26 protein-coding genes are annotated in these 25017 nt (G+C 68.1%); 13 read left to right on the top strand and 13 right to left on the bottom strand.

All coding sequences use genetic code 11. The annotated features are described in order from the left end of the window. Positions 1-379: 379 nt before the first annotated feature. Positions 380-1528, bottom strand: coding sequence for a Rieske 2Fe-2S domain-containing protein (locus B9C99_RS08860; RefSeq protein ID WP_016693309.1), 1149 nt, complete (start codon positions 1526-1528; stop codon positions 380-382). A 191-nt stretch (positions 1529-1719) separates the two neighbouring features. Here B9C99_RS08860 and hsaA point away from each other — a divergent pair, with 191 nt between their 5' ends. The 4 genes from hsaA to hsaB are packed head-to-tail and all read left to right on the top strand — an operon-like array spanning position 1720 to position 5266. Continuing rightward, the gene (gene hsaA, locus B9C99_RS08855; protein ID WP_016693308.1) at positions 1720-2895 is read left to right on the top strand and encodes a 3-hydroxy-9,10-secoandrosta-1,3,5(10)-triene-9,17-dione monooxygenase oxygenase subunit; all 1176 of its coding nucleotides are present in this window, start codon (positions 1720-1722) and stop codon (positions 2893-2895) included. 8 nt (positions 2896-2903) lie between these two features. Next, the gene (hsaD, locus tag B9C99_RS08850) at positions 2904-3779 is read left to right on the top strand and encodes a 4,5:9,10-diseco-3-hydroxy-5,9,17-trioxoandrosta-1(10),2-diene-4-oate hydrolase (RefSeq protein WP_088897605.1); all 876 of its coding nucleotides are present in this window, start codon (positions 2904-2906) and stop codon (positions 3777-3779) included. Next, positions 3780-4679 (top strand): iron-dependent extradiol dioxygenase HsaC, encoded by a 900-nt coding sequence (hsaC, locus tag B9C99_RS08845; protein WP_016693306.1) that lies wholly within the window; start codon positions 3780-3782, stop codon positions 4677-4679. It begins immediately after the preceding gene. Continuing rightward, the gene (gene hsaB / locus B9C99_RS08840) at positions 4679-5266 is read left to right on the top strand and encodes a 3-hydroxy-9,10-secoandrosta-1,3,5(10)-triene-9,17-dione monooxygenase reductase subunit (protein ID WP_016693305.1); all 588 of its coding nucleotides are present in this window, start codon (positions 4679-4681) and stop codon (positions 5264-5266) included. Before hsaC ends, hsaB begins: the two co-directional genes overlap by 1 nt. A 76-nt stretch (positions 5267-5342) precedes the next feature. On the opposite strand, the gene B9C99_RS26015 is transcribed toward hsaB, so the two are convergent. Then, a complete protein-coding gene (locus B9C99_RS26015) occupies positions 5343-6344 on the bottom strand; it encodes a PRC-barrel domain-containing protein (protein ID WP_216359292.1) in 1002 nt (333 codons plus the stop codon). Positions 6345-6525: 181 nt separating this feature from the next. Between B9C99_RS26015 and B9C99_RS08830 the strand changes: the two genes are divergently transcribed. Together B9C99_RS08830 and B9C99_RS08825 are read left to right on the top strand one after the other, a co-directional pair. After that, the gene (locus B9C99_RS08830) at positions 6526-7767 is read left to right on the top strand and encodes an aminotransferase class III-fold pyridoxal phosphate-dependent enzyme (protein WP_088897600.1); all 1242 of its coding nucleotides are present in this window, start codon (positions 6526-6528) and stop codon (positions 7765-7767) included. 22 nt (positions 7768-7789) lie between these two features. Next, positions 7790-8284, top strand: a complete 495-nt coding sequence (locus B9C99_RS08825) for a DUF3830 family protein (protein WP_088897599.1) — start codon at positions 7790-7792, stop codon at positions 8282-8284. Positions 8285-8353: 69 nt separating this feature from the next. On the opposite strand, the gene B9C99_RS08820 is transcribed toward B9C99_RS08825, so the two are convergent. Both B9C99_RS08820 and B9C99_RS08815 read right to left on the bottom strand, forming a co-directional pair. After that, the gene (locus B9C99_RS08820) at positions 8354-9724 is read right to left on the bottom strand and encodes an amidase (RefSeq protein ID WP_172414898.1); all 1371 of its coding nucleotides are present in this window, start codon (positions 9722-9724) and stop codon (positions 8354-8356) included. 32 nt (positions 9725-9756) lie between these two features. Further along, positions 9757-10731: a D-2-hydroxyacid dehydrogenase gene (locus B9C99_RS08815; protein WP_088897597.1), complete on the bottom strand. Its 975-nt coding sequence runs from the start codon at positions 10729-10731 to the stop codon at positions 9757-9759. Positions 10732-10811: 80 nt separating this feature from the next. Between B9C99_RS08815 and B9C99_RS08810 the strand changes: the two genes are divergently transcribed. Genes B9C99_RS08810 through B9C99_RS08800 form a run of 3 tightly spaced genes read left to right on the top strand, consistent with a single transcriptional unit; the run spans position 10812 to position 12975 of the window. Continuing rightward, complete coding sequence (locus tag B9C99_RS08810) at positions 10812-11552, top strand: Asp/Glu/hydantoin racemase (RefSeq protein ID WP_088897596.1); 741 nt, start codon at positions 10812-10814, stop codon at positions 11550-11552. Then, on the top strand, positions 11553-12293 hold the full coding sequence (locus B9C99_RS08805) for a maleate cis-trans isomerase (protein ID WP_088897595.1): 741 nt from the start codon (positions 11553-11555) through the stop codon (positions 12291-12293). Then, a complete protein-coding gene (locus B9C99_RS08800; RefSeq protein ID WP_006550439.1) occupies positions 12280-12975 on the top strand; it encodes a GntR family transcriptional regulator in 696 nt (231 codons plus the stop codon). Before B9C99_RS08805 ends, B9C99_RS08800 begins: the two co-directional genes overlap by 14 nt. 6 nt (positions 12976-12981) lie before the next feature. On the opposite strand, the gene B9C99_RS08795 is transcribed toward B9C99_RS08800, so the two are convergent. Then, entirely contained in the window at positions 12982-13602 is a 621-nt protein-coding gene (locus B9C99_RS08795) for a TetR/AcrR family transcriptional regulator (RefSeq protein WP_088897594.1), read from the bottom strand. 84 nt (positions 13603-13686) lie between these two features. Here B9C99_RS08795 and B9C99_RS08790 point away from each other — a divergent pair, with 84 nt between their 5' ends. Further along, positions 13687-14310, top strand: coding sequence for a hypothetical protein (locus B9C99_RS08790; protein WP_088897593.1), 624 nt, complete (start codon positions 13687-13689; stop codon positions 14308-14310). A 13-nt stretch (positions 14311-14323) separates the two neighbouring features. Here the strand turns inward: B9C99_RS08790 and B9C99_RS08785 are convergent, their stop codons facing one another. From B9C99_RS08785 to B9C99_RS08750, 8 genes are all read right to left on the bottom strand, one after another. Further along, complete coding sequence (locus tag B9C99_RS08785; protein WP_088897592.1) at positions 14324-15061, bottom strand: acetoacetate decarboxylase family protein; 738 nt, start codon at positions 15059-15061, stop codon at positions 14324-14326. Positions 15062-15131: 70 nt separating this feature from the next. Continuing rightward, positions 15132-16007, bottom strand: coding sequence for an aldo/keto reductase (locus tag B9C99_RS08780; protein ID WP_088897591.1), 876 nt, complete (start codon positions 16005-16007; stop codon positions 15132-15134). A 93-nt stretch (positions 16008-16100) separates the two neighbouring features. Next, positions 16101-16679, bottom strand: coding sequence for an AAA family ATPase (locus tag B9C99_RS08775; RefSeq protein WP_088897590.1), 579 nt, complete (start codon positions 16677-16679; stop codon positions 16101-16103). A gap of 38 nt (positions 16680-16717) precedes the next feature. Then, complete coding sequence (locus B9C99_RS08770; RefSeq protein ID WP_088897589.1) at positions 16718-17767, bottom strand: acyl-CoA dehydrogenase family protein; 1050 nt, start codon at positions 17765-17767, stop codon at positions 16718-16720. Next, complete coding sequence (locus tag B9C99_RS08765; RefSeq protein ID WP_088897588.1) at positions 17764-18735, bottom strand: acyl-CoA dehydrogenase family protein; 972 nt, start codon at positions 18733-18735, stop codon at positions 17764-17766. Before B9C99_RS08765 ends, B9C99_RS08770 begins: the two co-directional genes overlap by 4 nt. Next, on the bottom strand, positions 18732-19892 hold the full coding sequence (locus B9C99_RS08760; RefSeq protein WP_088897587.1) for an acyl-CoA dehydrogenase family protein: 1161 nt from the start codon (positions 19890-19892) through the stop codon (positions 18732-18734). The genes B9C99_RS08765 and B9C99_RS08760 overlap by 4 nt, the downstream gene beginning before the upstream one ends. Further along, a complete protein-coding gene (locus tag B9C99_RS08755) occupies positions 19892-20761 on the bottom strand; it encodes an enoyl-CoA hydratase (protein ID WP_019290144.1) in 870 nt (289 codons plus the stop codon). Before B9C99_RS08755 ends, B9C99_RS08760 begins: the two co-directional genes overlap by 1 nt. Further along, positions 20758-22305, bottom strand: coding sequence for a FadD3 family acyl-CoA ligase (locus B9C99_RS08750; RefSeq protein ID WP_088897586.1), 1548 nt, complete (start codon positions 22303-22305; stop codon positions 20758-20760). The genes B9C99_RS08755 and B9C99_RS08750 overlap by 4 nt, the downstream gene beginning before the upstream one ends. A gap of 44 nt (positions 22306-22349) precedes the next feature. Here B9C99_RS08750 and B9C99_RS08745 point away from each other — a divergent pair, with 44 nt between their 5' ends. From B9C99_RS08745 to B9C99_RS08735, 3 genes are read left to right on the top strand one after another with little or no spacing between them, the layout of a single operon-like run. Beyond that, the gene (locus B9C99_RS08745) at positions 22350-23558 is read left to right on the top strand and encodes an acyl-CoA dehydrogenase family protein (RefSeq protein WP_088897585.1); all 1209 of its coding nucleotides are present in this window, start codon (positions 22350-22352) and stop codon (positions 23556-23558) included. After that, positions 23555-24370 (top strand): SDR family oxidoreductase, encoded by an 816-nt coding sequence (locus B9C99_RS08740; protein WP_088897584.1) that lies wholly within the window; start codon positions 23555-23557, stop codon positions 24368-24370. The genes B9C99_RS08745 and B9C99_RS08740 overlap by 4 nt, the downstream gene beginning before the upstream one ends. A 34-nt stretch (positions 24371-24404) precedes the next feature. Then, the gene (locus B9C99_RS08735) at positions 24405-25016 is read left to right on the top strand and encodes a TetR/AcrR family transcriptional regulator (RefSeq protein WP_088897583.1); all 612 of its coding nucleotides are present in this window, start codon (positions 24405-24407) and stop codon (positions 25014-25016) included. Position 25017: the final 1 nt, after the last annotated feature.

Raw genomic sequence — 25017 nt, 5'->3', positions numbered from 1 at the left:
CAGATGTGTATAAGAGACAGGGGCGATCCGTCCGGTACGGGAAGGGTGCCGTCGAGCACGGCCCGGTCGATGCTCTCCCGGAGTTGTGGACACCCTTCGCGCGGTGTGATGGACGAGCCTCGGAGCGAGGCGGTCTCGCGGAAGGTCGGGCACACGGTGTCCGGATCGTCCTGCCACTGCACGCTCGTGTGCGACAGGCTGTTCTTGCGCACCAGCACGCACGTGCCGCACTCGTGGCACTGCACCTCGTGCTGACCCGACTCCAGATAATTGATCTTGTCGATCGCGGTCTGGGCGGCGACGGCCTCGGCCCGCTCGGGCCACTGGGAGAAGTCCGGGGACTTCGCCCATCTGCTCCGCCGGGTCGAGGCGCTCATCGTCACACCTCCGCTTCCTGCTTGCCCTGTTCTTCCTCGCGCTTCTTGCGCTCGAGATTCTCGGCGACCTCCTTCTCCCAGGCCTCGTTGGCCTTGGCGGTGTCGACCTCGAACTCGAAGCGGCCCGTCATCTTCTCCGTCACGTCGGCGACGTCGACGTAGAACTGCTCGTACCAGCGGCGGAGCTGATAGACCGGACCGTCCTCCTCGCACAGCAGGGGATTCTCGATCTTGGTCTTGTTCTTCCAGATCTCGACGTCCTGCAGGAAGCCCTCACCGACACCCTCGGTGAGCTTGGCGGCCAGTACGTCGGACTGCTCGGGTGACATGCCCTGCGGCTTCTTGACGATGATGCCGTACTGCAGCATGAACGAGTCGTGCGTGATCGGGTAATGGCAGTTGATCAGCACGGATTCGGTCTGGTACCCGCCGTAGTTGTTCTTGAGCGGATTGATCATGTAGGAGGGGCCGTAGTAGGCCGCGTACGACTCTAGCGTCGACTCCAGGCCGTACTGCGTCGCCATGCCCTTGTCCGGCCGGCCGCGGGTGTTGAGGTACTGCTCGGCGATGTGCCCCTCGAAGACGTTCTTGAAGAACGTGGGGAAGGCGTAGTGGATGTAGAAGAAGTGCGCCATGTCGACGACGTTGTCGATGATCTCGCGACAGTTGGAGCCTTCGATCCGGATCTGGTTCCAGGTCCAGTCCGTCCACTCGTCCGAGCCGTACTGCTCGATCTCGGGGATGGTGACCTCCGGGGGCGGGGTGTTGCCCTCGGGGTCGTTCCACACGAACAGCTGGCCGTGCTTCTCCATCGTGATCCACGAGCGGGTGCGGGCCAGCGGGGGAACACGCTTGGCGTACGGGATGTCCGTGCACTTGCCGTTGCCGCCCCAGCGCCAGTCGTGGAACGGGCATGCAACCGAATCGCCCTTGATCTCGCCCTGTGACAGGTCGCCGCCCATGTGGCGGCAGTACGCGTCGAGCACCTTCAGGTCGCCGTTGCTGTCGGCCCACACCACGAGTTTCGTGCCGAAGGCCTCGACGGCGTGGGGCTTGCCGTCCTTGAACGTGCGACTGAGGCCGAGGCAGTGCCAGCCTCGCGCGAAACGCGTCCGGACCTCTCCGACGTCGATCTCGCGAATCTGTGCCATGTCCGCTCACTTCCTTCCGGAAATCTCTTCTAGAACACGTTATAGAATTCGCGTCGCGAGGGGAAGGGTTCGGGGACTTTGGTCCCGCCATAGGGATTGTCTACCTGCGAGTGTGGCGTGTCTCGACACGAATAAGAACATGTTCTAGTCTCGGTACAAGCGATCAATTCCTGAACAGACGGGAGCGTCCAGTGGGTGACCACGACAGCCACGAGGTACTGCAGCGGATCGACGCTCTGCTGCCCACGCTGCGAGAACGTGCGCAGGAGGCCGAGAATCTGCGCCGGGTGCCCGACGACTCGATCAAGGAGCTCCAGGAGGCCGGCTTCTTCAAACTTCTGCAACCGGCCCAGTGGGGTGGATACGAGGCCGATCCCGTCACCTTCTTCACCGCGGTGCGCAACATCGCGAGCGCGTGCGGCTCGACCGGATGGGTCTCCGGCATCATCGGCGTCCACAACTGGCACCTCGCACTCTTCGACCAGCAGGCCCAGGAAGAGGTCTGGGGCGACGACACCGACGTGCGCATCTCCTCGTCCTATGCGCCCATGGGCGCCGGTGAGGTCGTCGACGGCGGATACAAGGTCAACGGTGCGTGGGCCTGGTCGTCCGGATGCGACCACGCGAGCTGGGTCGTCGTCGGCGGCCCGGTCATCAAGGACGGCCGCCCCGTCGACTTCGGCAGCTTCCTGATCCCTCGGTCCGAGTACGAGATCGACGACGTGTGGCACGTGGTCGGTCTGCGCGGCACCGGATCCAACACGGTCAAGGTGAAGGACGTCTTCGTCCCGCGCCACCGCTTCCTCAGCTTCAAGGCCATGAACGACCTCGCCTCGCCCGGGCTCGAGCGCAACACCGCGCCCGTCTACCGGATGCCGTGGGGCACCATCCATCCCACGACCATTTCGACGCCCATCGTCGGCATGGCCTACGGCGCGTACGAGGCGCACGTCGAACACCAGGGCAAGCGTGTCCGTGCAGCGTACGCCGGTGAGAAGGCCAAGGACGATCCGTTCGCCAAGGTGCGCATCGCCGAGGCCTCCAGCGACATCGACGCGGCCTGGCGCCAGCTGTCGGGCAACGTCGCCGACGAGTACGCCCACCTCCTCGCCGGCGAGGAGGTTCCGATGGAACTTCGTCTGCGGGCGCGTCGCGACCAGGTCCGCGCGACCGGCCGTGCCATCACGTCGATCGACCGTCTCTTCGAGAACTCGGGTGCCACCGCACTCGCGGACGGCACACCCATCCAGCGTTTCTGGCGCGACGCGCACGCCGGTCGTGTGCACGCCGCCAACGACGCCGAGCGTGCCTACGTGATGTTCGGTGCCGCCGAGTTCGGTCTGCCGATCACCGACACGATGGTCTAGGGGTGGATGTGACCGCAATCGACGAGATCACCTACGAGTCGACCTCCCGTTTCGCGCAGGTCCGCGACGACCTGCGCCTGCACTACCACGAGGCCGGCGTCGGCAACGACACCACGATCGTCCTGCTCCACGGTGGTGGCCCGGGCGCGTCGTCGTGGTCGAACTTCGCAAAGAACATTCCGGTGCTGGCACAACGATTCCATGTGCTGGCCGTCGACCAGCCCGGCTACGGCAGGTCCGACAAGCCGACCGAGCATCCGCAGTACTTCGTGCACAGTGCGTCCGCGCTGAAGGACCTGCTCGACACGATCGGGATCACCGACCGCGTCCATCTCCTCGGCAACTCGCTCGGTGGTGGTGCCGCCGTGCGGTTCGCGCTCGACTACCCCGAGCGCGCCGGACGGCTCGTCCTCATGGGACCGGGTGGGCTGAGCGTCAACCTGTTCGCACCCGACCCCACCGAGGGCGTCAAGAATCTCGGCCGGTTCTCGTACGACCCCACCCGCGAGAATCTCGAGGCGTTCCTGCGGATCATGGTCTTCGACCAGTCGCTGATCACCCCCGAGCTCGTCGAGGAGCGGTTCGCGTCGGCGAGCACCCCCGAGTCGCTCGCCGCGGCGAAGGCGATGGGGAAGTCGTTCTCCAGCGCCGAGTTCGAGAAGGGGATGCTCTGGCGCGACGCCTACAAGCTCCGTCAGCGGGTGCTGCTGATCTGGGGTCGCGAGGACCGCGTGAACCCGCTCGACGGCGCACTCGTCGCGCTGAAGATGATCCCGCGCGCACAGTTGCACGTGTTCGGTGGATGCGGCCACTGGGCACAGCTCGAGAAGTTCGACGAATTCAACCGCCTGACAGTGGATTTCCTCACGGATGGAGTCGAATAGATGAGTATCCGGTCGCTGGCATATCTCCGGATCGGCGCCACCGACGTCCCGGCCTGGCGCGAGTACGGTCTCAAGGTCCTCGGCATGATCGAGGGCAAGGGCACCCACACCGACGCGCTGTACCTGCGGATGGACGACTTCCCGGCCCGGCTCGTCATCGAGCCGCACGAGTCCGACAAGCTGCTCGTCTCGGGCTGGGAGACCGCGAACGCCGCCGACCTCCAGTCGGTTCGCGACAGTCTCTCCGCAGCGGGTGTCCCGTTCAAGGAGGGCACCGCCGAGCAGCTCGCCGATCGTCGCGTCGACGAACTGATCGTCTTCCAGGACCCGTCGGGCAACACCCTCGAGGCGTTCCACGGTGCCGCCCTCGAACACCGCCGCGTGGTCAGCCCGTACGGGCACAAGTTCGTCACCGGTGAGCAGGGCCTCGGGCATGTGGTGCTCTCGACCCGCGACGACGAGGAATCGCTGCGCTTCTACCGCGACGTGCTCGGTTTCCGCCTGCGCGACTCCATGCGGATGCCTCCGCAGATGGTCGGCCGGCCCGCCGACGGAAAACCGGCCTGGCTGAGGTTCTTCGGATGCAACCCGCGCCACCACAGCCTCGCCTTCCTGCCCATGCCCACCCCGTCGGGCATCGTGCACCTGATGATCGAGGTGGAGAACTCCGACGACGTCGGTCTCGCCCTCGACCGCGCGCTGCGGAAGAAGGTCAAGATGTCGGCGACGCTCGGCCGCCACGTCAACGACAAGATGCTGTCCTTCTACATGAAGACCCCCGGCGGATTCGACGTCGAATTCGGTTGCGAGGGGCTGCAGGTCGAGGACGACGACTGGATCGCCCGTGAATCCACGGCCGTGAGCCTGTGGGGCCACGACTTCTCGGTGGGAATGCAGTAATGACCGCGCCGGAGGCCGGAGAGAACGGTGCGATCGACCCGCGGGCCTTCCGCACCGTGCTCGGGCAGTTCTGCACCGGCGTCACCGTCATCACCACCACCGAGGACGACGGGACGCCTGTGGGATTCGCGTGCCAGTCGTTCGCGGCGTTGTCGCTCGACCCGCCGCTCGTGTTGTTCTGCCCCACGAAGCAGTCGCGGTCGTGGGCGGCCATCGAACGAGCGGGCCGCTTCTGCGTCAACGTCCTCGCCGAGGAACAACAGGAGACCTGCGCGCGGTTCGGTTCCCGCGAACCCGACAAGTTCGCCGGACTCGACTGGACACCCTCTCCGTTGGGCTCACCCGTCCTGACGGGATCGCTCGCGCACATCGATTGCACGGTCGAGACGGTGCACGACGGGGGAGACCACTGGGTGGTGTTCGGTCGCGTCTCGTCGCTGAGCGAGGTGCGCGACGAGAAGGAACGCCCGCTGCTCTTCTACCGCGGGCAGTACACCGGGATCGAACCGGAGAAGACGACTCCGGCGCCCTGGCGAGACGATCTCGAAGCGTTCCTCACCTCTGTCACGGAGGACACCTGGTTGTAGATCGTAGACCGTGAGTACCGCACGACGAAGCCGGGACGGCCACATCGGATGTGGTCGTCCCGGCTTCGTGTGGGGATCAGGAACGGTCGGTGTCGGTTGCGTCGTCCGGCGACTCCTCGTAGTACTCCGTGGTCACGACGCGGCGCACCAGGCGCGGCTTGCGCGGCCGGTCGGCGTCCGCGCCGCCTGCCGTGTCAGCCTTCGCGTCGGCTGTGCTCGTGTCGGTGTCGGCCGACTGCGGCGGCGTGAAGTGCGCCGGTCCCGTCGGTCCCGGGCCGACGATCTCCTGATCGCTGCCGGTACCGGTGCCGGAAGCCGCGTGGCGGGCGGTGTCCGCCGCCGAGTGCGCGGTGCCGGAGGGTGTGGACGGCGTCGACGCGGTATGTCCGGGCATCGAGTGCTCGAGCGATTCGTCCCGCTGGCCCTCGCTCGGCCGGTAGTTCCCGGCGATCTCCTCACGCGCGACGTCGGGCGGCGTCGGTGAATGCCCGGCGCCCGCTGTCGGCGAGTGCGCGGTCCCCGCGGTAGGCGACTGCGCGGTCCCCGCGGTGGGCGACTGTCCGGTTCCCACCGGCGCGGTGGTGCCGTACGACTCGCCGGTGTGCGGTGCTCCGGTACCGGCCGGACCACCGCCGGCTGCGCCGCCGACGAGACCCCCACCGGCCGCGCTCCGCTCGTCGAGGCCGCTCCGGTCGTCGGTCGGTCCACCCCGATCGTCCGTGAATCCGCCCCGGTCGCCGGTGGTTCCACCTTCGGCAGAGGTGTCCCCGAACCGGCGGTAGTAGCGGTACAGCTCGTCCTCCTCGAGCGGGGTCAGCTCACCGTTCTCGTCGATGTTCGGCGCACCGGTGATGGTGTCCTTGTCGAAGGGCAGGCGCACTCCGGAGCTGTCGAGTTCGGCTTCGTCGATGGGGGCGAAGTGCCGGCGCGTTCCGAACAGACCCGTGACGACGGTGATCCAGGCAGGTCGGCCCGTGTCGTTGTCCAGGTACACCTCTCCGACTCGTCCGAGCTTGTCGCCGTCCGGTCCGTACGCGGTGGCGCGAGCGAGGGTGTCGATGTCGTCGTTGCTGATCATGATGTCCTCATCCGTGGGCGATGCGGCTTCCTGCTGTGCGGATGCCCTCCAGTGCGAGTGACGAAACGCTGCCGTTACACCGCTCGCCGTTGCGTCGACCATCCCCACGTGTTATCCATATTGTCAACAATCCGACAACCGGCACGAGGGTTCGCGCCCTCGGCTGTTCGGAGGGATCGTCATGACCCGTCTTTCACCCCGCCTGCTGCAGGCAACGCCCGTCACCGTCGACCACGCCGAGGGCTGTTACGTCCACGGCACCGACGGACGTCGGTATCTCGACTTCACCGCCGGCATCGGCGTCACGAGTACCGGTCACTGTCACCCGCACGTCGTCGAGGCCGCCCGCCGGCAGATCGGCTCGCTCATCCACGGGCAGTACACGACCGTGATGCACCGGCCCCTGCTCGAACTCACCGAACGCCTGGGCGCGGTGCTCCCCGAAGGACTCGACTCGCTGTTCTTCGCCAATTCGGGCAGTGAAGCCGTCGAGGCGGCGCTGCGTCTGGCCCGCCAGGCGACGGGACGACCCGGAATCGTCGTCTTCCACGGCGGATTCCACGGCCGGACCGTTGCGGCCGCCACGATGACGACCTCGGGAACCCGCTTCTCCGCAGGGTTCTCGCCGCTCATGAGCGGTGTGCACGTCGCTCCGTTCCCCACCGCCTACCGCTACGGCTGGTCGGAAGAGGAGGCGACCGATTTCGCCCTGCAGGAACTGGATTACCTGTTCGCGACCCTCGTGGCACCGGACGAGATCGCGGCCTTCGTCGTCGAACCGGTCCTGGGCGAGGGCGGTTACATCCCCGGCAACACCCGGTTCTTCCGGGGGCTGCGGCAGCGGGCTGACGAACACGGCATCCTGCTCGTCTTCGACGAGATCCAGACCGGATTCGGGCGGACCGGAAAGTTCTTCGGCCATCAGCATTTCGACGTGCGACCCGACATCATCACCATCGCCAAGGGTCTCGCGAGCGGTTTCCCGCTGTCGGGTATCGCCGCCTCCGAGGAACTCATGGAGCGCGCCCGTCCGGGATCACAGGGCGGCACGTACGGGGCGAATGCGGTTTCGTGCGCGGCGGCCGTCGCCACTCTCGACGTGATCGAGAAGGAGGGGCTCGTCGACAACGCCGCCGCGCGCGGGCGTGAACTGCTCTCCGGCGCACGGGAGCACACGACCGACTTCATCGGTGACGTGCGCGGTCTCGGTCTCATGGTGGGCCTCGAGTTCACCACCGACGGAGCGCCCGACCGGGAACGGGCGACCGCAGCGCAACAACTCGCCGCGCAGAAGGGGTTGCTGCTGTTGACCTGCGGCGCACACATGAACGTGGTGCGCATGATCCCACCGCTGATCGTCACCACCCAGCAGATCGAGGATGCGCTCGGGATCTGGTCCGAGGTCCTCGCCGAGGTCCGATAATCCGTCGAACGAGGGAGTCCGCGTGCCCCGATACATCACGATCACTCTCGACAAGCGCGACATCACGTGCAGAGCACGGCTTCTCGACGACGAGGCGCCGCTGACCTGCGCGGCGGTGTGGGACGCCCTGCCGCAGAGCGGCTCGGCGTTCCACGCCAAGTACGCCCGCAACGAGCTCTACACCCTCGTCCCGAGGATCACGGCGGCACCGCACCGGGAGAACCCGACGGTGACGCCGATCCCCGGGGATGTGTGCCTGTTCGACTTCGAACCGTGGGAGATCGGCAATCCCGCATACGGTTACGAACCCGGATCGCAGGCCCATGCGCAGCAGGGAGCGACCGACCTCGCGTTGTTCTACGGCCGGAACAATCTGTTGCTCAACGGCGATGTGGGATGGGTACCGGGCAACGTCTTCGCGACCATCGAGGAGGGCCTGCCCGAACTTGCCGTCGCGTGCAACGACCTGTGGATCCAGGGGGTCGTGGGGGAGACGTTGAGCTTCGCACGCGCATAGACGGTCGTTGCAGGGGAAACGGCACCGCACACAATGTGCGGTGCCGTTTCCCTTGGTGCTCTTCCCGTCTCAGCTCAACGCGTACTCGGCGAACCGCGCGACGGCGAGCAGCAGGTCGTCCGAATGCCGCGGCCCGACGATCTGCAGACCCACGGGCAGACCGGCCGAGGTGGTGCCCACGGGGATGCTGATGGCCGGCTGTTGCGTGAGATTGAAGGGATAGGTGAACGGGGTCCACTGCGGCCACGAGGTCAACGTCGAACCCGGAGGCACGTCGTGGCCGGCCTCGAAGGCGGGGATCGGCATCGTCGGGGTGATCAGCACGTTGTACTTCTGGTGGAAGATCCCCATCGTGATGCCGACCGCCGCGGCGACCGCGCGGGCCTCGAGATAATCGACGGCACCGAGTTGTTCGCCGTGGGACCACACGCGTCCGAGGCCGGGGTCCACCTTGTCCCGCGTGCCCTCGGGGAAGGTCTTCAGCATCGTGGCCGCGCCTGCCGCCCAGAGGTTCTCGAAGGCCTCGAGCGGGTCGGTGAAACCGGGGTCGGCGGCGGTCACGCGCAGTCCGGCCTCGTCGAGGACGCGGACCGCCCGGTCGACGATCTCACCGACCTCGGGGTCCACGTCGACGTAGCCGAGGGTCTTGGAGTAGGCGACGTCCATTCCCACCACTTCGCGGTTGAGGCCTCCGCGGAAGGTCGTCAGCGGCGGCGCGAGGGCCGTCGGGTCCCGGGGGTCGGGCAGCGCGAGGATGTCAGTGAGCAGCGCCGCGTCCTCGACCGTCCGGGTGATCGGCCCGGCGTGCGCGAGCGGCCCGAACGGGCTGGCGGGGAAGATCGGGATCCGGCCGTGGGTGGGCTTGAAACCCACGACGCCGCAGAACGAAGCGGGGATGCGGATGCTGCCCCCACCGTCGGTGCCGACGGAGCACGGACCGAAGCCGGCCGCGACCGCCGCCGCGCTGCCTCCGGACGAGCCACCGGCGGTCTTCGTCGTGTCGGCGGGATTCGTGGTCACCCCGTAGAGTGCCGAATCGGTCACCGCCTTCCACGCGATCTCCGGGGTCGTGGTCTTGCCCACCAACACCATTCCGTCCTCGCGCAGCCGGGCCGCGACCGGGCTGTCGACGTTCCAGTCCTGGTTCTCGTCGATGGCCTGCGAACCCCGCAGGGTCGGCCATCCGTCGGTGAGGAAGACGTCCTTGATCGAGATGGGGACCCCGTCGAGCAGGCCCTTCGAATAGCCGGTCCGCCACCGCTCCTCGGACCTGCGCGCCTGGTCGAGGGCCTTCTCCTCGTCGACGAGGCAGAACGAGTTGATCTCGCGATCGTGCGCCGCGATCCGATCGAGCACGGCCCGCGTCACCTCGACGGGAGACAGCTCGCCCGAGGAGAACGCCGACACGAGTTCGACGGCGGTCATGTCTGTGGGCTCCATCGTGCCTCCTTCTCGTCGGACGATGCCGACTCTCACGCGCCGGGCACGTAACCCAGCTTCTTGTCCACCACGTTCCGAAGAGGTTCGCCACTGCGGTGACGGTGGAAGTTGTCGACGAAGACGTCCACCAGCGCGTCGCGCCAGCCCACGAAATCCCCCGAATTGTGCGGGGTGATCGAGACGTTCGGCATGTCCCAGAGCGGATGGCCCTCGGGGAGCGGTTCGACGTCGAGCACGTCGAGTGCGGCGCCGGCGATCGTGCCCGACCGCAGTGCCTCGACCAGGTCGTCGGTGCGCACGAGTTCGCCACGCCCGACGTTGACGAAGCGCGCCTGCGGCTTCATCGCGGCGAACATCCGGGCGTCGAACAGGTGCCGGGTCTGATCCGTGAGAGGTGCGGCCACGACGACGAAATCGACGTCGGCCAGGGCGGCCGGAAGGTCGGCGGTCGCGGTGACGGTGCCGAAATCGGGGTCGTCGTCGCGAGAGCGTCGGCCCGAGCCCCGGACCGTCATTCCCACGGCGGAGAGCAGGCGGGCGATCGCGCGACCGATCGGGCCGGTGCCGACGACGAGCACGGAGCGCCCGGCGATGCGTTCGGATTCCCGGTGCTTCCAGATGTGCTCGTGCTGGAGCCGCAGCGATTCGGGGATGTCCTTGGCGAAGGAGAGTATCTGGGCGAGCACGTATTCGGCGATCGCCCCGTCGAAGACTCCGCGGGAGTTGGTGACGACCACGTCGCTGTCGCGCAGCTCGGGGAACATGAGGGCGTCGACCCCGGCCGCGGCGACATGGATCCACTTCAGGTACGCTGCGGCGTGCCAGGCTGCGGGCAGCGCGTCGGTGAGGAAGTCGTACGCGAAGAGGATGTCGGCGCCGTCGAGCGCGTCCGCCAGACCGGCGGCGTCGGTGTAGCGGACCGTGGCGTGTTCGGCCACCGGGGCCATCCACGCACGATCCGGCACGGCTTCGGCATGAAGCACTGCAACGACCGGCTGGGCATCCACGTTGACACCGTATGAGTGCCTCGTATTATTGTCAACAATCCTCAAGGCTGAGGGAACTCTTGACGAAGCCGAGGGACCGTATGGAACTGAACATTCCCGAATTCGAAGGTCCTCTGGCTCAGCGGGGCATCGGTGTGATCGCACCCTTCGATCTCGCCCTGGAACGAGAACTGTGGCGATGGGCGCCGCTCGAGGTCACCCTGCACCTCGCTCGAACCCCCTACGAGCCGGTGCCGGTCAGCCGTGCCATGGCCGAGCTGGTGTCCGACCGACGGCACCTGATGGTCGCGACCCGTGACGTGCTGTCGGTGGAACCGGAAGTCGTTGCCTATCTGTGCGCCTCGGGCAGTTTCGTCAACGGGGTGGCCTACGAGAAGGCCCTGTGCGACGCGATCTGCGAGGCGGGCGCATCGTGCGCGGTCACGACCTCCGGAGCGCTGCTCGAAGCCCTCCGCAAACTCGACCTCACCCGCATCTCGGTGATCACCCCCTACGACCGGGAACTCACCGACCTGCTGCACGACTTCCTGAAGGAGGCCGGAACCGAGGTCGTCCGGTCGTCACATCTCGGGCTCGGCGGCGGCATCTGGAAGGTCAACTACCGCACCATCGCCGAGCACATCATCGCGGCCGACACCCCGGACGCACAGGCGATCTTCGTCAGTTGCACCAACCTGCCGACCTACGACCTGATCGCGCCGCTCGAACGGGAACTCGGCAAGCCGGTCCTCACGGCCAACCAGCTCACCATCTGGGCGTGCCTGGGACGGATGAAGTTGCCCATGACCGGACCGGGGAAGTGGTTGAGAGGAGTGTTCTGAATGCATCGTGACCGCACGACCGTCGGGATCGTCTACCCGGATCATGCCGCCGAGGACGACTACCCGTTCGCCGCCGAACTCCTGGGGGTGAATCTGCCCGTCGCCCACATCTACGGAACCGATCTGCACGCCGTTCCGGAACTCCTCGACCTCGGGAGTCCGGCCAAGCTCGCCGGGGGAGCGGCGCAGTTCGCGGACGAGCCCCTCGACGCCCTCGTGTGGGCGTGCACGTCGGGCAGCTTCGTGTACGGACCGGAGGGGGCACGCACCCAGGTCGAGCAGCTCTCCCGGGACGCGGGAGGCGTGCCCACGACGAGCACGAGCATCGCGTTCGTCGCCGCGCTACGGGCGCTCGGAGTCGGCCGGGTGGCCGTGGCGGCGAGTTATCCGCGGGACGTCGCCGAACTGTTCGTCGCCTTCCTCGCGGACGCCGGTGTCGACGTCGTCTCGCTCGCCGACGCCGGCATCGACACCGCCGCCGAGGTCGGCACCCTGACCGACGAGGCCGTCCTCGAATTCGTGAGGACCAACGATCATCCCGACGCGCAGGCGGTCCTGGTGCCCGACACCGCGATGCACACGCTGCGGATCATGCGGGAACTCGGGAAGGAGACCGGCAAGCCGGTGCTGACCGCCAACCAGGTCACCGTGTGGCACGGCCTGGAGCTCGCCGGATATACAGTGGAATGCCCGGAGCTGGGCTCACTGTTCGAGGAGGATACCGATCATGGTGCTCGGTGATCTGGAAGATCTACGTCCTGTCACCCGGCCGTCCACGGCCGAGCTCATCGCCGAACAGATCCGGTCGGCCATCGTCCGGGGTGCGCTCGGTCCCGGGGAACAGCTGGGGGAGGCCGAACTCGCGGCGCACTTCCAGGTCTCCCGGGGCCCGCTGCGAGAAGCCATGCAGCGGTTGCTGTCCGAAGGTCTGCTCTACAGCATCCGCAACCGGGGCATCTTCGTCACCGAGCTCACCTTCGACGACGTCGTCGATATCTACCGCAGCCGCTGGGTCATCGAGGGCGGTGCCCTCGACCTGGTGCTGGACGGCCGTCGCGAACAGACGTGGAAAGCCCTCGAACCGGCGATCGAGGAGATGCGCACGGCCGCCGAACGCGAGGACGCCACCGGTGTCTCGGACGGCGACCGACGTTTCCACGAGATCCTCGTGGCCAGTGCCGACAGTCCGCGGCTCGTGCGGGCGGCCCGCACGCTGCTCGTCGAGACGCGGATGTGCCTCGGCGCGTTGCAGACCACCTATCCCGACCTGCACGTGCAGGTGGACGAGCACGTCGTGCTGCGGGAGGCGATCCGCACCGCCGACCGGGAGGAGGTGCGGCGCCTGCTCGACGAGCACCTGCACGACACGGTCACCCGGCTCCGCGAGCGTCAGAACGTCGACGGCGTGATCGCGTCCGGCTGATACCGCTCAGCCGGGCGGGGTGAACGACGACAGGGCCGTTGCGGCGATGTAGTCGGCGGCGTCCTCCGCCGACAACCGTCCTGCCGCGACTTCGGTTGCGGCACAATGAACCAGGCTGTGCAGGACCGACGCCAGCCAGGACGACGACAGGTCGGTGCGGAACGCCCCTTCGGCGCGACCGCGCTCGATGAGGGCGGTTGCGCGTGCGAGCAGGCCGTCGTGGGCGGCGCGGACGTCCTCGGCGGGAAGTGCTTGTTCGGCGGCGGCGAGCAGTGCCCCCGCGTCGGCGGTCAGCGACCACGAACCCGCGATGAGGCGGTGCAGGGCGTCGCGGGGGTCGCCCGTGAGGTCGATGCGGTCCACGGTCTCCTCCGCCTCGGCGAGCGCGCGCTGCACCACGGCGGTGACGAGTTCTGCGCGAGTGGGGAAGTGGCCGTAGAGCGTGACACGCCCGACGCCGGCGGCCTTGGCGATCTCCCCGATGCTCGCGTCGGGATCACGGCTCAGCGCAATGCGCGCGGCGTGGAGGATCGCCTCGATGTTCCGCTCGGCGTCCGCACGTTTCCTGGCACGGGGGGATTCGGGACGGGGGGATTCGGGACGGGGGAATGCCTCGTGGGTGGTCACGGATCCTCCTCTTGTCGAACACTGATGTTCAGGTTACGCTGGCTATCAACTCGAACATCACTGTTCAACTTAGGGCGGATCCTCATGACGAGCTCCGACATCACCACCGTCCCCGTCGATCGACCTGCGACCGGCATCGACCCGAAGACGCTGCTACGAGGGGTGCTGCGCCGGTGGCCGAGCCTCGTCGCAGTCGCCCTCGCCGCGTTCGTCCTTGCGGACGGGGGCACCGATTTCCCGGCGATCCTCATCGGCGCGGCACTGGTTTATCTCGGTGCCGCCGTACTGGGCCGTCGCAGCGCGGCCTGGCCCCTGTTCCTCGGCGCCGTCGCGCTGATCGGCGTCGGCAAGGTCGCCGTCGTCGCGTTCGGAGTGCCGGTCGAGATCACCGTCGTGATGGTCGCGCTCGGTGCCGCCGGCGCCGTCTACGGACTCGTGCGCACCCCGGCCGGCCGGGCGATGCTCGTCAGGCCGTCGGCCGTGGCCATGCTGGGTTTCGGTGCCGTCGCGGTGGCCGCGGTGACGGTCACCCCCGTCCCGGCGGGAGTGATCGTCGGGTTCGGACTGCTCGGTCACGCCGCGTGGGACTACATCCACTTCCGCCGGAACACCGTGGTCGCCCGCTCGCTGGCGGAGTTCTGCGGTGTGCTCGACACCCTGCTGGGTGTCGCGGTGATCGTCCTCGCCGTCTCGGGCGCGCTCTCCTGAGTCCTGAGGATCGTCAGACGACGGTCGCGTCGCCGAAGGTCATCCGCAGATCGGGGATCGACGACGAGGCCAGTGCGCGTCGCGGCAGACCGAGCGATCGCAGCTCGTCGGCGATCGGATGCGTCCCCAACCGAAGGGTCGCGCCGCCGAGCCGGGTGCGTACCCCGCTCGGATTCATCTCCCAGGTCGTGCACCGGGTGACGTCGTCGATGTGCGAGTAGGCAGCGAGCGAGGCGGCGAGACCCTTGCCCGGCACCGGGAGTCCGGGCGCCACGGTCAGTTCGGCGATCAGCGCTCCGTCGGCGGAGACCGAACCGCGCTTGGTGCTGCTGTCGTGGTCGGCGTCGAAGTCGGCGAGGGTCTTCGGGAAACCCCAGATGCCGCGCCCCGCCGCGAGAGTGAAGTCTCCGTCGACGGGCAGGTGGTGGATGAGTGCACCGGCCTGCCCGCCGACCAAACTCCGCCAGTCGCCGACGATGCCGTCGCCGCGGTTGTGATGGTTGCGGACGAGGAAGCACACCCCGAACTCGTTGTACGGGCCGAGGTCCCCGTCGACGTAGTCCACGAAGACGAGCGTGCAGATCCCGCGGCCCGGCCGGTACTGCAGGATCTCGAGCCCGGTGTGGGCGACGAGTTCCTGCGCGGGGCGCACGGGAACCGAGAACATCCCCATGAACGCCGTGGCCGTTCGGACCTGCACGGGCATCGTGACCGGTTTGCCCAGCACCAGATGCGTCGTCGTCTCGCTCATCGCTGCCTTCCGGAAGTCGGACGTGCGTACCCCGACAATGAGAACACGTTCCAGTTCCGGAGGGAAGGGATCAGGCGGGGGCGCCGATATTCATCTCGTCGGGATGCGCGCCCACCCGCGTGCCGTCGTCGAGCGTGTCGAGTTCGCTGAGGTCGAGCTCGTCGAGTTCGAAGTCGAAGACGTCGATGTTCTGGGAGATGCGCTGCTCGTGCACCGACTTCGGGATGACGATCAGCCCGTTCTGCAGATGCCAGCGAATCAGCACCTGCGCGGCCGACTTGCTGTGACGGTCGGCGATGCGGGTGACGATCGGGTCGACGAGCAGGGTGTTCGGCTTCGAGTTCGGACCCCAGCCCGAGTTGCTCGTGCCTCCGAGCGGGCTCCACGACTCCACGGCGATGCCGTGTTCGGACGCGAACCGGCGGATCTCCTGTTGCGACAGGTGCGGATGCAACTCCACCTGGTCCACCGCCGGCAGCAGCCCGCCGCGATCGACCAGCAACTGCAGGTGGTGCGGTTCGAAGTTGCACACTCCGACCGCCTTCGCACGCCCGGACTCGGCGATCTTCTCGAGGGCGTCCCAGGTGCGCAGGATCCGTTCGCGGTCCTGCAGCGGCCAGTGGATCAGGTACAGGTCGACGTACTCGGTGCCCAGCTTCTTCAGGCTCGTGTCGAAGGCCTTCAGCGCCGGCTCGTAACCCTGATCGGAGTTCCACAGCTTGGTGGTGACGAAGATGTCCTCGCGCGGCACCGACGACGCGGCGAGCGCGCGCCCGACGCCTTCCTCGTTGCCGTAGGCCGCGGCCGTGTCGATGTGCCGGTAACCGGCCTCGTCGATCGCGTATCGGACCGCGTGTTCGGTCTCGTCGTTGGTGGCCTGCCAGACTCCCAGGCCCAGCTGCGGGATCGTCGTTCCGGAATTCAGCGTGATCGTGGGAGGTGTCATCTCTCCGACGTTAGCGAGCCGCCGCGGTGGGCGCGAGGAATCCCGGACGATCAGGTGTTCTCCGGCCCGCGGGCGTCGAGGCGGGCGTCGAGTTCATCCGCCGGACCTCGGGGGACGGGACGCGAGCAGCGCCGCCCACGCCTCGACCTCCCGGCGGCTCGTCAGCCGCACGACCGGCAGCTCGGGACGCTCGGCGAGCGCGGTGAGGACGCGGTCGCGATACCCGCCGTGGGTGCGCCACGCCCAGCGCACGATGTGGTCGTGATCGCGGAAGAAGGTGTGCAGGGGCGGTTCGATGTTGCCGTTCCACAGTTCTTCCCGGCGCACCCGGCGTCGCAGCGTCCGCCACACCACCTGGCGCATCACCGTGCTCCGCGGCAGGTCGAGCCACACCATCAGGTCGGCGCGCTCGACGAGCAGCGGCCGCACCGCGGTGTACTGCCACTCCGTCACCCAGCGAGACTGCGCGGTGAACTCCTCGACGTCGTCGCGGAAGGACGGACGCGGCGTCCAGTTCGGACCGTGATGGAGCCCGTCGATCTCGACGTGCGGAAGGTCGAGGATCTCCCCGATCCTCGCGGCGAGGGTCGTCTTGCCGGAACCGGACGTCCCCGCCACGAGGACGCGGCGGGGACGAACGGGAAGTGGAACCGAGGAGTCGAGGAGGCGCATCACCGATCTTTCGCAGGGATCGCCGCCGACGATATTGCTCAGGCGGAGACCGCGCTCAGGTATTCGCGCGGTTGCCCGAACAACTGGGCGCTGCCGTGCGCCCGCTTGAAGAACAACTGCGCGTCGTGCTCCCAGGTGATCGCGATCCCGCCGTGCAGTTGCACGGCCTCCGACGCGACCTGCTGGAAGGCCTCCGAACAGTAGATCTTCGCCGCGTACGCGTCCTGCGGATCCTGCGACAACGCAGCCGCATACGACATCGACCGCGCCGTCTCCACGAGCGCGTACATGTCGGCCATGCGGTGCTTGAGCGCCTGGAACGACCCGATCGCGCGACCGAACTGCTTGCGGTTCTTCGCGTAGTCGACGGTCAGGTCGAGCACGGCCTGCGCGGCGCCCACCTGCTCGGCCGACAGGGCGATCGCCGCGGACGCCCGCAACCGGTCGACGAGATCGTCGGACGACGCCAGGCGACGACCGGTCACCGCCGAGAACGACACCTCCGCGAGGGAACGCGTGGGATCCATCGTGGGCACGCGGCGCCGCGACACCCCGTCGGTCTCCGGATCGACCTCGAACAGGCCGACCGTGTCACCGTCGGCGGCGAGCACGAGCAGGGTGGACGCGATGTCGCCGCCGAGCACGTAGTGCGCGGTCCCGGTCAGCACGTCGCCCTCGGCGCTCACGCCGGGACGCTGCCAGCCGGCGGCCGACGCCCAGCACACCGCGACGACCTCACCGGCCGCGATACCAGGGAGCAGACGCGCCGCCGCGTCGGCGTCACCGGACAGCAGCACGGTCTGCGCCGCGAGCACCGCCGACCCCAGGAACGGCGACGGCGTGAGCGTGCGGCCGAGTTCCTCGAGCACCACGTGGGTCTCGACCCACGAGGCGCCCACACCGTCGTATTCCTCGGGAACGGCGAGGGCCGCGACCCCGACCTGTTCGACGAGCATCGTCCACAGTTCGTCGTCGTACCCGCCTGCGGTGGTGATCGCCCGCCGGACGGCAGCCGAATCGGAGTGCTTGGCGAGCAGGGTGCGCACCGAGTCCCGCAGTGCGGCGCGCTCTTCCGTCTCGAACGTCACGACGCCTCGCTCTCGAGTGCCGCGACCACGCGTGCCCGGTGCTCGTCGGGGGTGCCCCACGCGGTGACGAGCGCGCGGACCTTCGTGATCCACAGCGACAGATCGTATTCCTGGGTGTAGCCGATGGCGCCGTGCACCTGCAGGGCCGTACGCGCGGCGAGATAGGCGGCGTCGCCGCACGCGACCTTCGCGGCCGAGACATCCCGGGACGCGGTGGACAGCTCGTCGCGGACGGCGATGGCCGCGCCGTGCAGCAGCGGACGTGCCATCTCCAGCGCGACCGCCACCTCGGCGAGATGGTGCTTGACCGCCTGGAAGGAGCCGATCGCGCGACCGAACTGCTTGCGTTGCTGCGCGTACTCGACGGTGGTGTCGAGCAGGGTCCGGCCCAGGCCCTGGAGCTGAGCTGCGGACGCGAGGACACCGATGTCGAAAGCCGCAGCGGTATCGGCGGATCCGAGCGACTCGCCGACGGTGAGCGAGGCGAGCGTGCGCGACCGATCGACCGACTCGCGCGTGTCTCCGGCGGTGCCGACCGAAACGGTGCCGCCGGCCACGTGCAGCGCGAGGTCGGCGACGTGCGCGTCGACCGCGTACGGCGCGTGGGGGAGCATCGCGACGGTGGCGAGCGAGCCGGCGGCAAGAGGACCGAGACGCTCGGGTGCCACGGCGGCGAGCAGAACCGGTGCCACCGCGACGGTTTCGACCACCGGGCCGGGTACGGCGTGGCGGCCGAGCTGTTCGACGGCGACGACGAGGTCGACCGCGTCGGCCCCGAGGCCGTCGTGCTCCTCGGCGACGAGCAGACCGTTGACGCCGGTCTCGGCCAGTCGCTCCCACACCTGCAGACCCGGTGCCGTGTCGCCGCTGTTCCATGCACGGATCACCTGCGGCATGTCCGACTTGGTGAGCAGGGCGTCGATACTGGACGCGAAGTCCTCATGGGACTCGTCGAGTGCGAATCTCATCGATCACCCCTCGGAAGGCCGAGCAGCCGCTCGGCGATGACGTTCTTCTGGATTTCGTTGGTACCGGCGTAGATCGGGCCCGACAGCGAGAACAGATAACCGTCGGTCCAGCCGTCGACGAGTTCGGCGTCCGCGCCTTGCAGGTCGAGCGCCGTCTCGTGCGCGGCGATGTCCCACTCGGACCAGAACACCTTGTTGATCGACGATTCGGCGCCGAGCTGCCCGCCTGCGGTCAGGCGCGTGACGGTCGCCCAGGTCGACAGCTCGTAGGCGCGGGCCCCGATCCACGCGTCGGCGACGCGGTTGCGCAGCGCGGTGTCGCCGTGGAGGTCGGATTCGCCGTAGGCGCGCAGCAGCCGGTCGGTGGCCGCCAGGAAACGGCCCGGCGCACGCAGCGACAGACCGCGCTCGTTGGAGGCGGTGCTCATCGCGACCCGCCATCCCTCGTTCACCGCACCGATCACACCGGACTCACCGGGACGCTCCGGGTCGTCGGGGACGAAGACGTCCTCGAGGAAGATCTCCGCGAAGCCCGGCTCACCGTCGAGCTGCGGGATCGGTCGCACGGTGACGCCCTCGGCCCGCAGATCGAACATGAAGTAGGTGATGCCCTTGTGCCGCTGGGCCTCCGGGTCGGAGCGGAACAGACCGAAGCCCATGTCGGCGTAGGACGCCCGCGAGCTCCACGTCTTCTGGCCGTTGAGCAGCCAGCCGCCGTCGACCTTCGTGGCGGTAGAGCGCAGCGACGCGAGGTCGGAGCCGGACTCGGGTTCCGACCAGGCCTGGGCCCAGATGTCGTCGGCCCGGGCCATGCGCGGCATGATGCGGGCGAGCTGCTCGGGGTGGGCGTGCTCGAACAGGGTGGGGGCGAGCAGGAAGATGCCGTTCTGGCTCACCCGGCCGGGTGCACCGGCGCGGTAGTACTCCTCCTCGAACACGACCCACTGCTCGAGGGTCGCGTCGCGGCCGCCGAGTTCCTCGGGCCAGGAGACGACCGACAGGCGTGCATCGGCGAGGGTCCGCTCCCACTGCCGGTGTTCTTCGAAGCCCTCGGCCGTGTCCATCGACTTCAGCGGCGTCTTGGGGACGTTCTCGGCGAGGAAGGCGCGTACCTCGTCGCGGAACGCGAGGGTGGTGTCGTCGAGCTGCAGATCCACTACTTCGCCCCTTCCACCGGACGGGCGCTCGCGGCCATCGACTTGGCGTTCATGCCGCCGAGCGAGTCGGCTCCGACCTCGGCGTTGTGCGCGTGTGCGAAGTGGTGCAGGCCGAAGACCGAGTCCATGCCGTTGCGCATGCCCATCTGGTCCTCGCACTGGTTGACGGCGCGCTTGGTGAGCGCGAGACCGAAGCGCGGCATCTCCGCGATGCGGGCGGCGAGGGCGAGGGTCTCGTTCTCGAGTTCCTCACGCGGCACGACGCGGCTGACCATGCCCACCTCGTAGGCGCGCTGGGCACTGAAACGGTCGCCGGTGTAGAGGATCTCCTTCGCGAAGCGCGTTCCGAGGATCCACGGGTGCGCGAAGTACTCGACACCCGGGATGCCCATGCGCACCACGGGATCGGAGAAGAAGGCGTCCTCGGACGCGACGATCAGGTCGCACACCCACGCCAGCATGAGACCGCCGGCGATGCAGGCGCCCTGCACCGACGCGATGGTGGGCTTGGGGATCTCGCGCCAGCGGCGGCACATCCCCAGGTAGACCTCCATCTCACGGGCGTAGCGCTGGTCGCCGCCGGGCTTGTCGACGTGGTCCCACCACATCACGGCCTTGTTGTCGTAGTGGACGTGGTGGTCGCGGCCCGGGGTGCCCAGATCGTGGCCGGCGGAGAAGTGCTTGCCGTTGCCGGCCAGCACGATCACCTTGACCTCGTCGTCCTCGACGGCCCTCTCGAAGGCGGCGTCGAGCGCGTAGGTCATGACCGAGTTCTGGGCGTTGCGGTAGTCGGGTCGGTTGAGAGTGACGATCGCGACGCCGTCGCGCACCTCGTAGGTGACGACATCGGGCTCGAACGGGACGGTCATGACTTCTCCTCACGCAGAACGTTCTTCAGTACCTTGCCGGACGGATTTCGGGGTAGCGCATCGACGAACCGAACCGATCGCGGCGCTTTGAAGTTGGCGAGTTTCTCTCGGGCATACGCGATCACGTCGTCCTCGGTGAGCGGATGTCCGTCCAGCGGGACCACGAACGCCCGGCCGACCTCACCCATGCGCTCGTCGGGGACACCGATCACCGCGACCTCGTGGACTCCCGGCAGACGCAGCAGTGCCGCTTCGACCTCCGCCGGATAGACGTTGAATCCGCCGCTGATGTACATGTCCTTGAGGCGGTCGGTGATGTCGAGATAGCCGCGCTCGTCGAGGGTTCCGACGTCACCGGTGTGCAGCCATCCGTCCTCGTCGACGGTCTTGGCGGTGGCCTCGGGATCGTCGAGATAACCGAGCATGACGTTCGGGCCGCGCAGCAGGATCTCACCCTTGTCGCCGATGCGCACCTCGAACTCGGCGGTGGCGCGTCCGGACGAAGTGGAGACGGTGACGGGATCGTCGTCGGTGCGGCACATCGTCGCGACGACCGCCTCGGTCTGCCCGTAGGCGGTGAGCACCGCGTCGAAGCTCAGTTCGTTCTGCATGCGTTCGACGAGGGAGACGGGCACGGGTGCGGCGCCGGTGACGGCGATGCGCAGGTTGCTCAGGTCGTACTCGCCGCGACGCGGGTGGTCGAGGATGGACTGGTAGATCGTCGGGGCGCCCGGGAGCACGCTGATGCGCTCGGCCGCGACCATCGCCATGACCTTCTCCACGTCGAAGGTCGCGAGGGGGATGACGGTGGAGCCCTCGAGCAGTGCGGCGACGAAACCGGCCTTGTACCCGAAGCTGTGGAAGAACGGGTTGATGATCAGGTAGTTGTCGTCGGTCGTCAGTTCGGCGCACTCAGCCCACGCCTGCGCGACACCGATGCACTGACGGTGGGCGCTGAGCACGCCCTTGCTGCGGCCGGTCGTGCCCGAGGTGAACAGGATGTCGGAGACGTCGTCGGGGGTCACGGCCGCGGCGCGCGCGTCGGCTTCGGTGCGGGCGGCGTCGGTGGCGGAGGACAGGAAGTCCGCCCACTCGACGACCCCGTCGGTCGGCGCGTCGTTCCCGCCCAGCGGGACCCGCACGGTCGTCGGGATCGACAGTTCCGGCGCGGCCTTGCTCAGTTCGGTGTACCGGTTGCTGCCGAGGAACTCGCCGACCACGACGAGAGCCTCGGGGCGGACGCGCTCGACGACGTCGGCGGCCTCGCTTCCGGTGTAGCGGGTGTTGAGGGGTACGACGACACCGCCGGCCCAGTGCGCGCCCAGGGCCGCGATCACCCAGTGGAACGTGTTGGGCGACCAGATGACGACGCGCGCACCGCGTTCGACGCCGCGGGCGACGAGCGCCGCGGCGAAATCGCGGACGTGGTCGCGCAGTTGTGCGAAGGTCAGCCGGGTGTCGCCGTCGGCGATCGCGAGCAGGTCCGGCCAGGTGTCGGCGGCACGTACGAGTGCGGCCGGAGTGGTTCTCGGTCGTGTGTTCACAGAGCTCCCTACCTAGCAATTGCTTGGTAGGTTATCGTACGGATGTGCACGAGAGCGAGAGCCAGGAAAATGCGGAGTTCGCAGCCACCGTTCGGCAGTGGCTCGAAGACAACCTGACCGGCGAGTTCGCCGAGCTCAGGGGCAAGGGCGGACCCGGAAGCGAACACGAGTTCTTCGAACAGCGACTCGCGTGGGACCGGCATCTGGCCGCTGCCGGATGGACCTGCATCGGCTGGCCCACCGAGTACGGCGGTCGCGGCGCGAGCATGGATCAGCGCGTGATCTTCCACGAGGAGTACGCGAAGGCGAACGCCCCCGCGCGCGTCAACCACCTCGGTGAGGAACTGCTCGGGCCCACCCTCATCGCGTTCGGGACCGAGGAGCAGAGGCAGCGCTTCCTGCCCGGCATCCGCAACGTCACTGAACTGTGGGCGCAGGGCTACTCGGAACCGGGAGCCGGCTCCGACCTCGCCAACGTCTCCACCACCGCCCGCCTCGAGGGCGACAAGTGGGTGATCAACGGCCAGAAGGTCTGGACGTCGCTCGCACACGTCGCACAGTGGGCCTTCGTCGTCGCGCGGACCGAACCCGGTTCGAGCCGTCATCACGGCCTGAGCTTCCTGCTCGTACCCCTCGACCAGCCCGGCGTCACGGTGCGGCCCATCCAGCAGCTCACCGGCACCTCCGAGTTCAACGAGGTCTTCTTCGACGACGCCGTCACCGACGCCGACCTCGTCGTCGGTGCCCCCGGCGACGGATGGAAGGTCGCGATGGGTCTGCTGACCTTCGAACGCGGCGTCTCCACCCTCGGGCAGCAGATCGGCTTCGCCCGCGAACTCGACGGCATCGTCTCCGTCGCCGAGAGCAACGGTGCGATCGACGATCCGCACCTCCGCGAGCGCATCGCCCGCGCGCGGATCGGACTGCGGGTCATGCGCGCCCACGCCCTGCGTACCCTCGGCGACGCCGACCCTGGTCAGGCGTCGGTCGCGAAACTGCTGTGGGCGAACTGGCATCGCGATCTGGGTCAGCTCGCCATGGACGTGCAGGGTGCGTCGTCGCTCGTCGGCCCCGATCACGACCATGCCGGAAATCCCTCCGAGATCACCGATCCCGAGCATCTCGAGCTCGCAGAGTGGCAGCGGCTGTTCCTGTTCACCCGCGCCGACACCATCTACGGCGGATCCAACGAGATCCAGCGCAACATCATCGCCGAGCGCGTGCTCGGCCTTCCCCGGGAGGCACGTCCGTGACCGCTTCACCCCGCCCCGCATCCCCGCTCGCGACCCCGCCGGTCGAGACCCCCGGCCACGGCCTGCTCCGCGACAAGAAGGTCGTGGTCACCGCCGCCGCCGGCACCGGCATCGGATTCGCCACCGCGCGCCGCGCGCTGCTCGAGGGCGCCGACGTGCTCGTCTCCGACTTCCACGAGCGCCGGCTCGGCGAGTCCGCGGAGAAGCTCGCGGCCGAGTTCCCCGAACAGCAGGTCGCGACGATCGTGTGCGACGTGTCGTCCACCGAGCAGGTCGACGCCCTCATCGCCGGCGCCGCCGACCAGCTCGGCCGCATCGACGTGCTCGTCAACAACGCCGGACTCGGCGGGGAGACGCCCGTCGTCGAGATGACCGACGAGGAATGGGATCGCGTCCTCGACATCACCCTCACCAGCACCTTCCGCGCGACCCGCGCCGCGCTGCGCTACTTCCGTTCGGTCGACCACAACGGAGTGCTCGTCAACAACGCGTCGGTCCTCGGCTGGCGCGCGCAGCACTCGCAGGCGCACTACGCGGCGGCGAAGGCCGGCGTCATGGCCTTGACCCGCTGCTCCGCGATCGAGGCCGCCGAATACGGCGTGCGCATCAACGCCGTCGCCCCGTCCATCGCCCGGCACCCCTTCCTCGCGAAGGTCACCAGCGAGGAACTGCTCGACAACCTCGCCGCCGGTGAGGCCTACGGCCGCGCCGCCGAGGTCTGGGAGGTCGCGGCGACCATCGCGATGCTCGCCAGCGACTACACGACCTATCTGACCGGCGAGGTCGTGTCGGTCTCCTCGCAGCGCGCATGACCCCGCCCTCGGTCGGCTTGAAAGGATGTCCGTCATGACTCCCTCACGCGACGACACCTCCAGCAAGTCCGGACGCCGCGCGGAACTGCTCGACATCGCAGCCGACCTGTTCGCGTCGCGCGGTGTGCGGGCCACGACCGTGCGCGACATCGCCGATGCCGCCGGCATCCTTTCCGGCAGCCTCTACCACCATTTCGATTCGAAGGAGTCGATGGTCGACGAGATCCTGCGCGCATTCCTCGGCGACCTGTTCGACAGCTACCGCAAGATCGTCGCGTCCGACCTGCCGTCGCGTGACACGCTCGCAGCGCTGGTGACGACCTCCTACGAGGCGATCGACCGGTCGCACGCCGCCGTCGCCATCTACCAGGGTGAGGCCAAGCATCTCGAAGGCGACCGCTTCGCCTACATCGGTGAACTCAACATCGAGTTCCGCGACCTGTGGGTGGGCGTGATCGAACGCGGCGTCGCCGACGGTTCCTTCCGTCCGGATCTCGACGTCGAACTCGTCTTCCGGTTCCTGCGCGACACGGTCTGGGTCGCGGTCCGCTGGTACCGCCCGGGGGGCGCGCTCAGCATCGACCAGGTTGCCCAGCAATACCTTTCCATCGTTCTCGACGGACTGTCGAACCAGAATTCTTCCTAAG

The sequence above is a fragment of the Rhodococcus sp. BUPNP1 genome (assembly GCF_002215235.1).
In the GTDB taxonomy this organism is placed as follows: domain Bacteria; phylum Actinomycetota; class Actinomycetes; order Mycobacteriales; family Mycobacteriaceae; genus Rhodococcus.
This window is presented reverse-complemented; position numbering and strand designations above follow the sequence as displayed.

Excerpts from the sequence above, each read along its gene's own strand:
- B9C99_RS08860 (WP_016693309.1), bottom strand. The coding sequence starts at position 1,528 with ATGGCACAGATTCGCGAGATCGACGTCGGAGAGGTCCGGACGCGTTTC.
- hsaC (WP_016693306.1), top strand. The coding sequence starts at position 3,780 with ATGAGTATCCGGTCGCTGGCATATCTCCGGATCGGCGCCACCGACGTC.
- hsaB (WP_016693305.1), top strand. The coding sequence starts at position 4,679 with ATGACCGCGCCGGAGGCCGGAGAGAACGGTGCGATCGACCCGCGGGCC.
- B9C99_RS26015 (WP_216359292.1), bottom strand. The coding sequence starts at position 6,344 with ATGATCAGCAACGACGACATCGACACCCTCGCTCGCGCCACCGCGTAC.
- B9C99_RS08830 (WP_088897600.1), top strand. The coding sequence starts at position 6,526 with ATGACCCGTCTTTCACCCCGCCTGCTGCAGGCAACGCCCGTCACCGTC.
- B9C99_RS08820 (WP_172414898.1), bottom strand. The coding sequence starts at position 9,724 with ATGGAGCCCACAGACATGACCGCCGTCGAACTCGTGTCGGCGTTCTCC.
- B9C99_RS08810 (WP_088897596.1), top strand. The coding sequence starts at position 10,812 with ATGGAACTGAACATTCCCGAATTCGAAGGTCCTCTGGCTCAGCGGGGC.
- B9C99_RS08805 (WP_088897595.1), top strand. The coding sequence starts at position 11,553 with ATGCATCGTGACCGCACGACCGTCGGGATCGTCTACCCGGATCATGCC.
- B9C99_RS08800 (WP_006550439.1), top strand. The coding sequence starts at position 12,280 with ATGGTGCTCGGTGATCTGGAAGATCTACGTCCTGTCACCCGGCCGTCC.
- B9C99_RS08790 (WP_088897593.1), top strand. The coding sequence starts at position 13,687 with ATGACGAGCTCCGACATCACCACCGTCCCCGTCGATCGACCTGCGACC.
- B9C99_RS08785 (WP_088897592.1), bottom strand. The coding sequence starts at position 15,061 with ATGAGCGAGACGACGACGCATCTGGTGCTGGGCAAACCGGTCACGATG.
- B9C99_RS08780 (WP_088897591.1), bottom strand. The coding sequence starts at position 16,007 with ATGACACCTCCCACGATCACGCTGAATTCCGGAACGACGATCCCGCAG.
- B9C99_RS08775 (WP_088897590.1), bottom strand. The coding sequence starts at position 16,679 with ATGCGCCTCCTCGACTCCTCGGTTCCACTTCCCGTTCGTCCCCGCCGC.
- B9C99_RS08765 (WP_088897588.1), bottom strand. The coding sequence starts at position 18,735 with ATGAGATTCGCACTCGACGAGTCCCATGAGGACTTCGCGTCCAGTATC.
- B9C99_RS08755 (WP_019290144.1), bottom strand. The coding sequence starts at position 20,761 with ATGACCGTCCCGTTCGAGCCCGATGTCGTCACCTACGAGGTGCGCGAC.
- B9C99_RS08735 (WP_088897583.1), top strand. The coding sequence starts at position 24,405 with ATGACTCCCTCACGCGACGACACCTCCAGCAAGTCCGGACGCCGCGCG.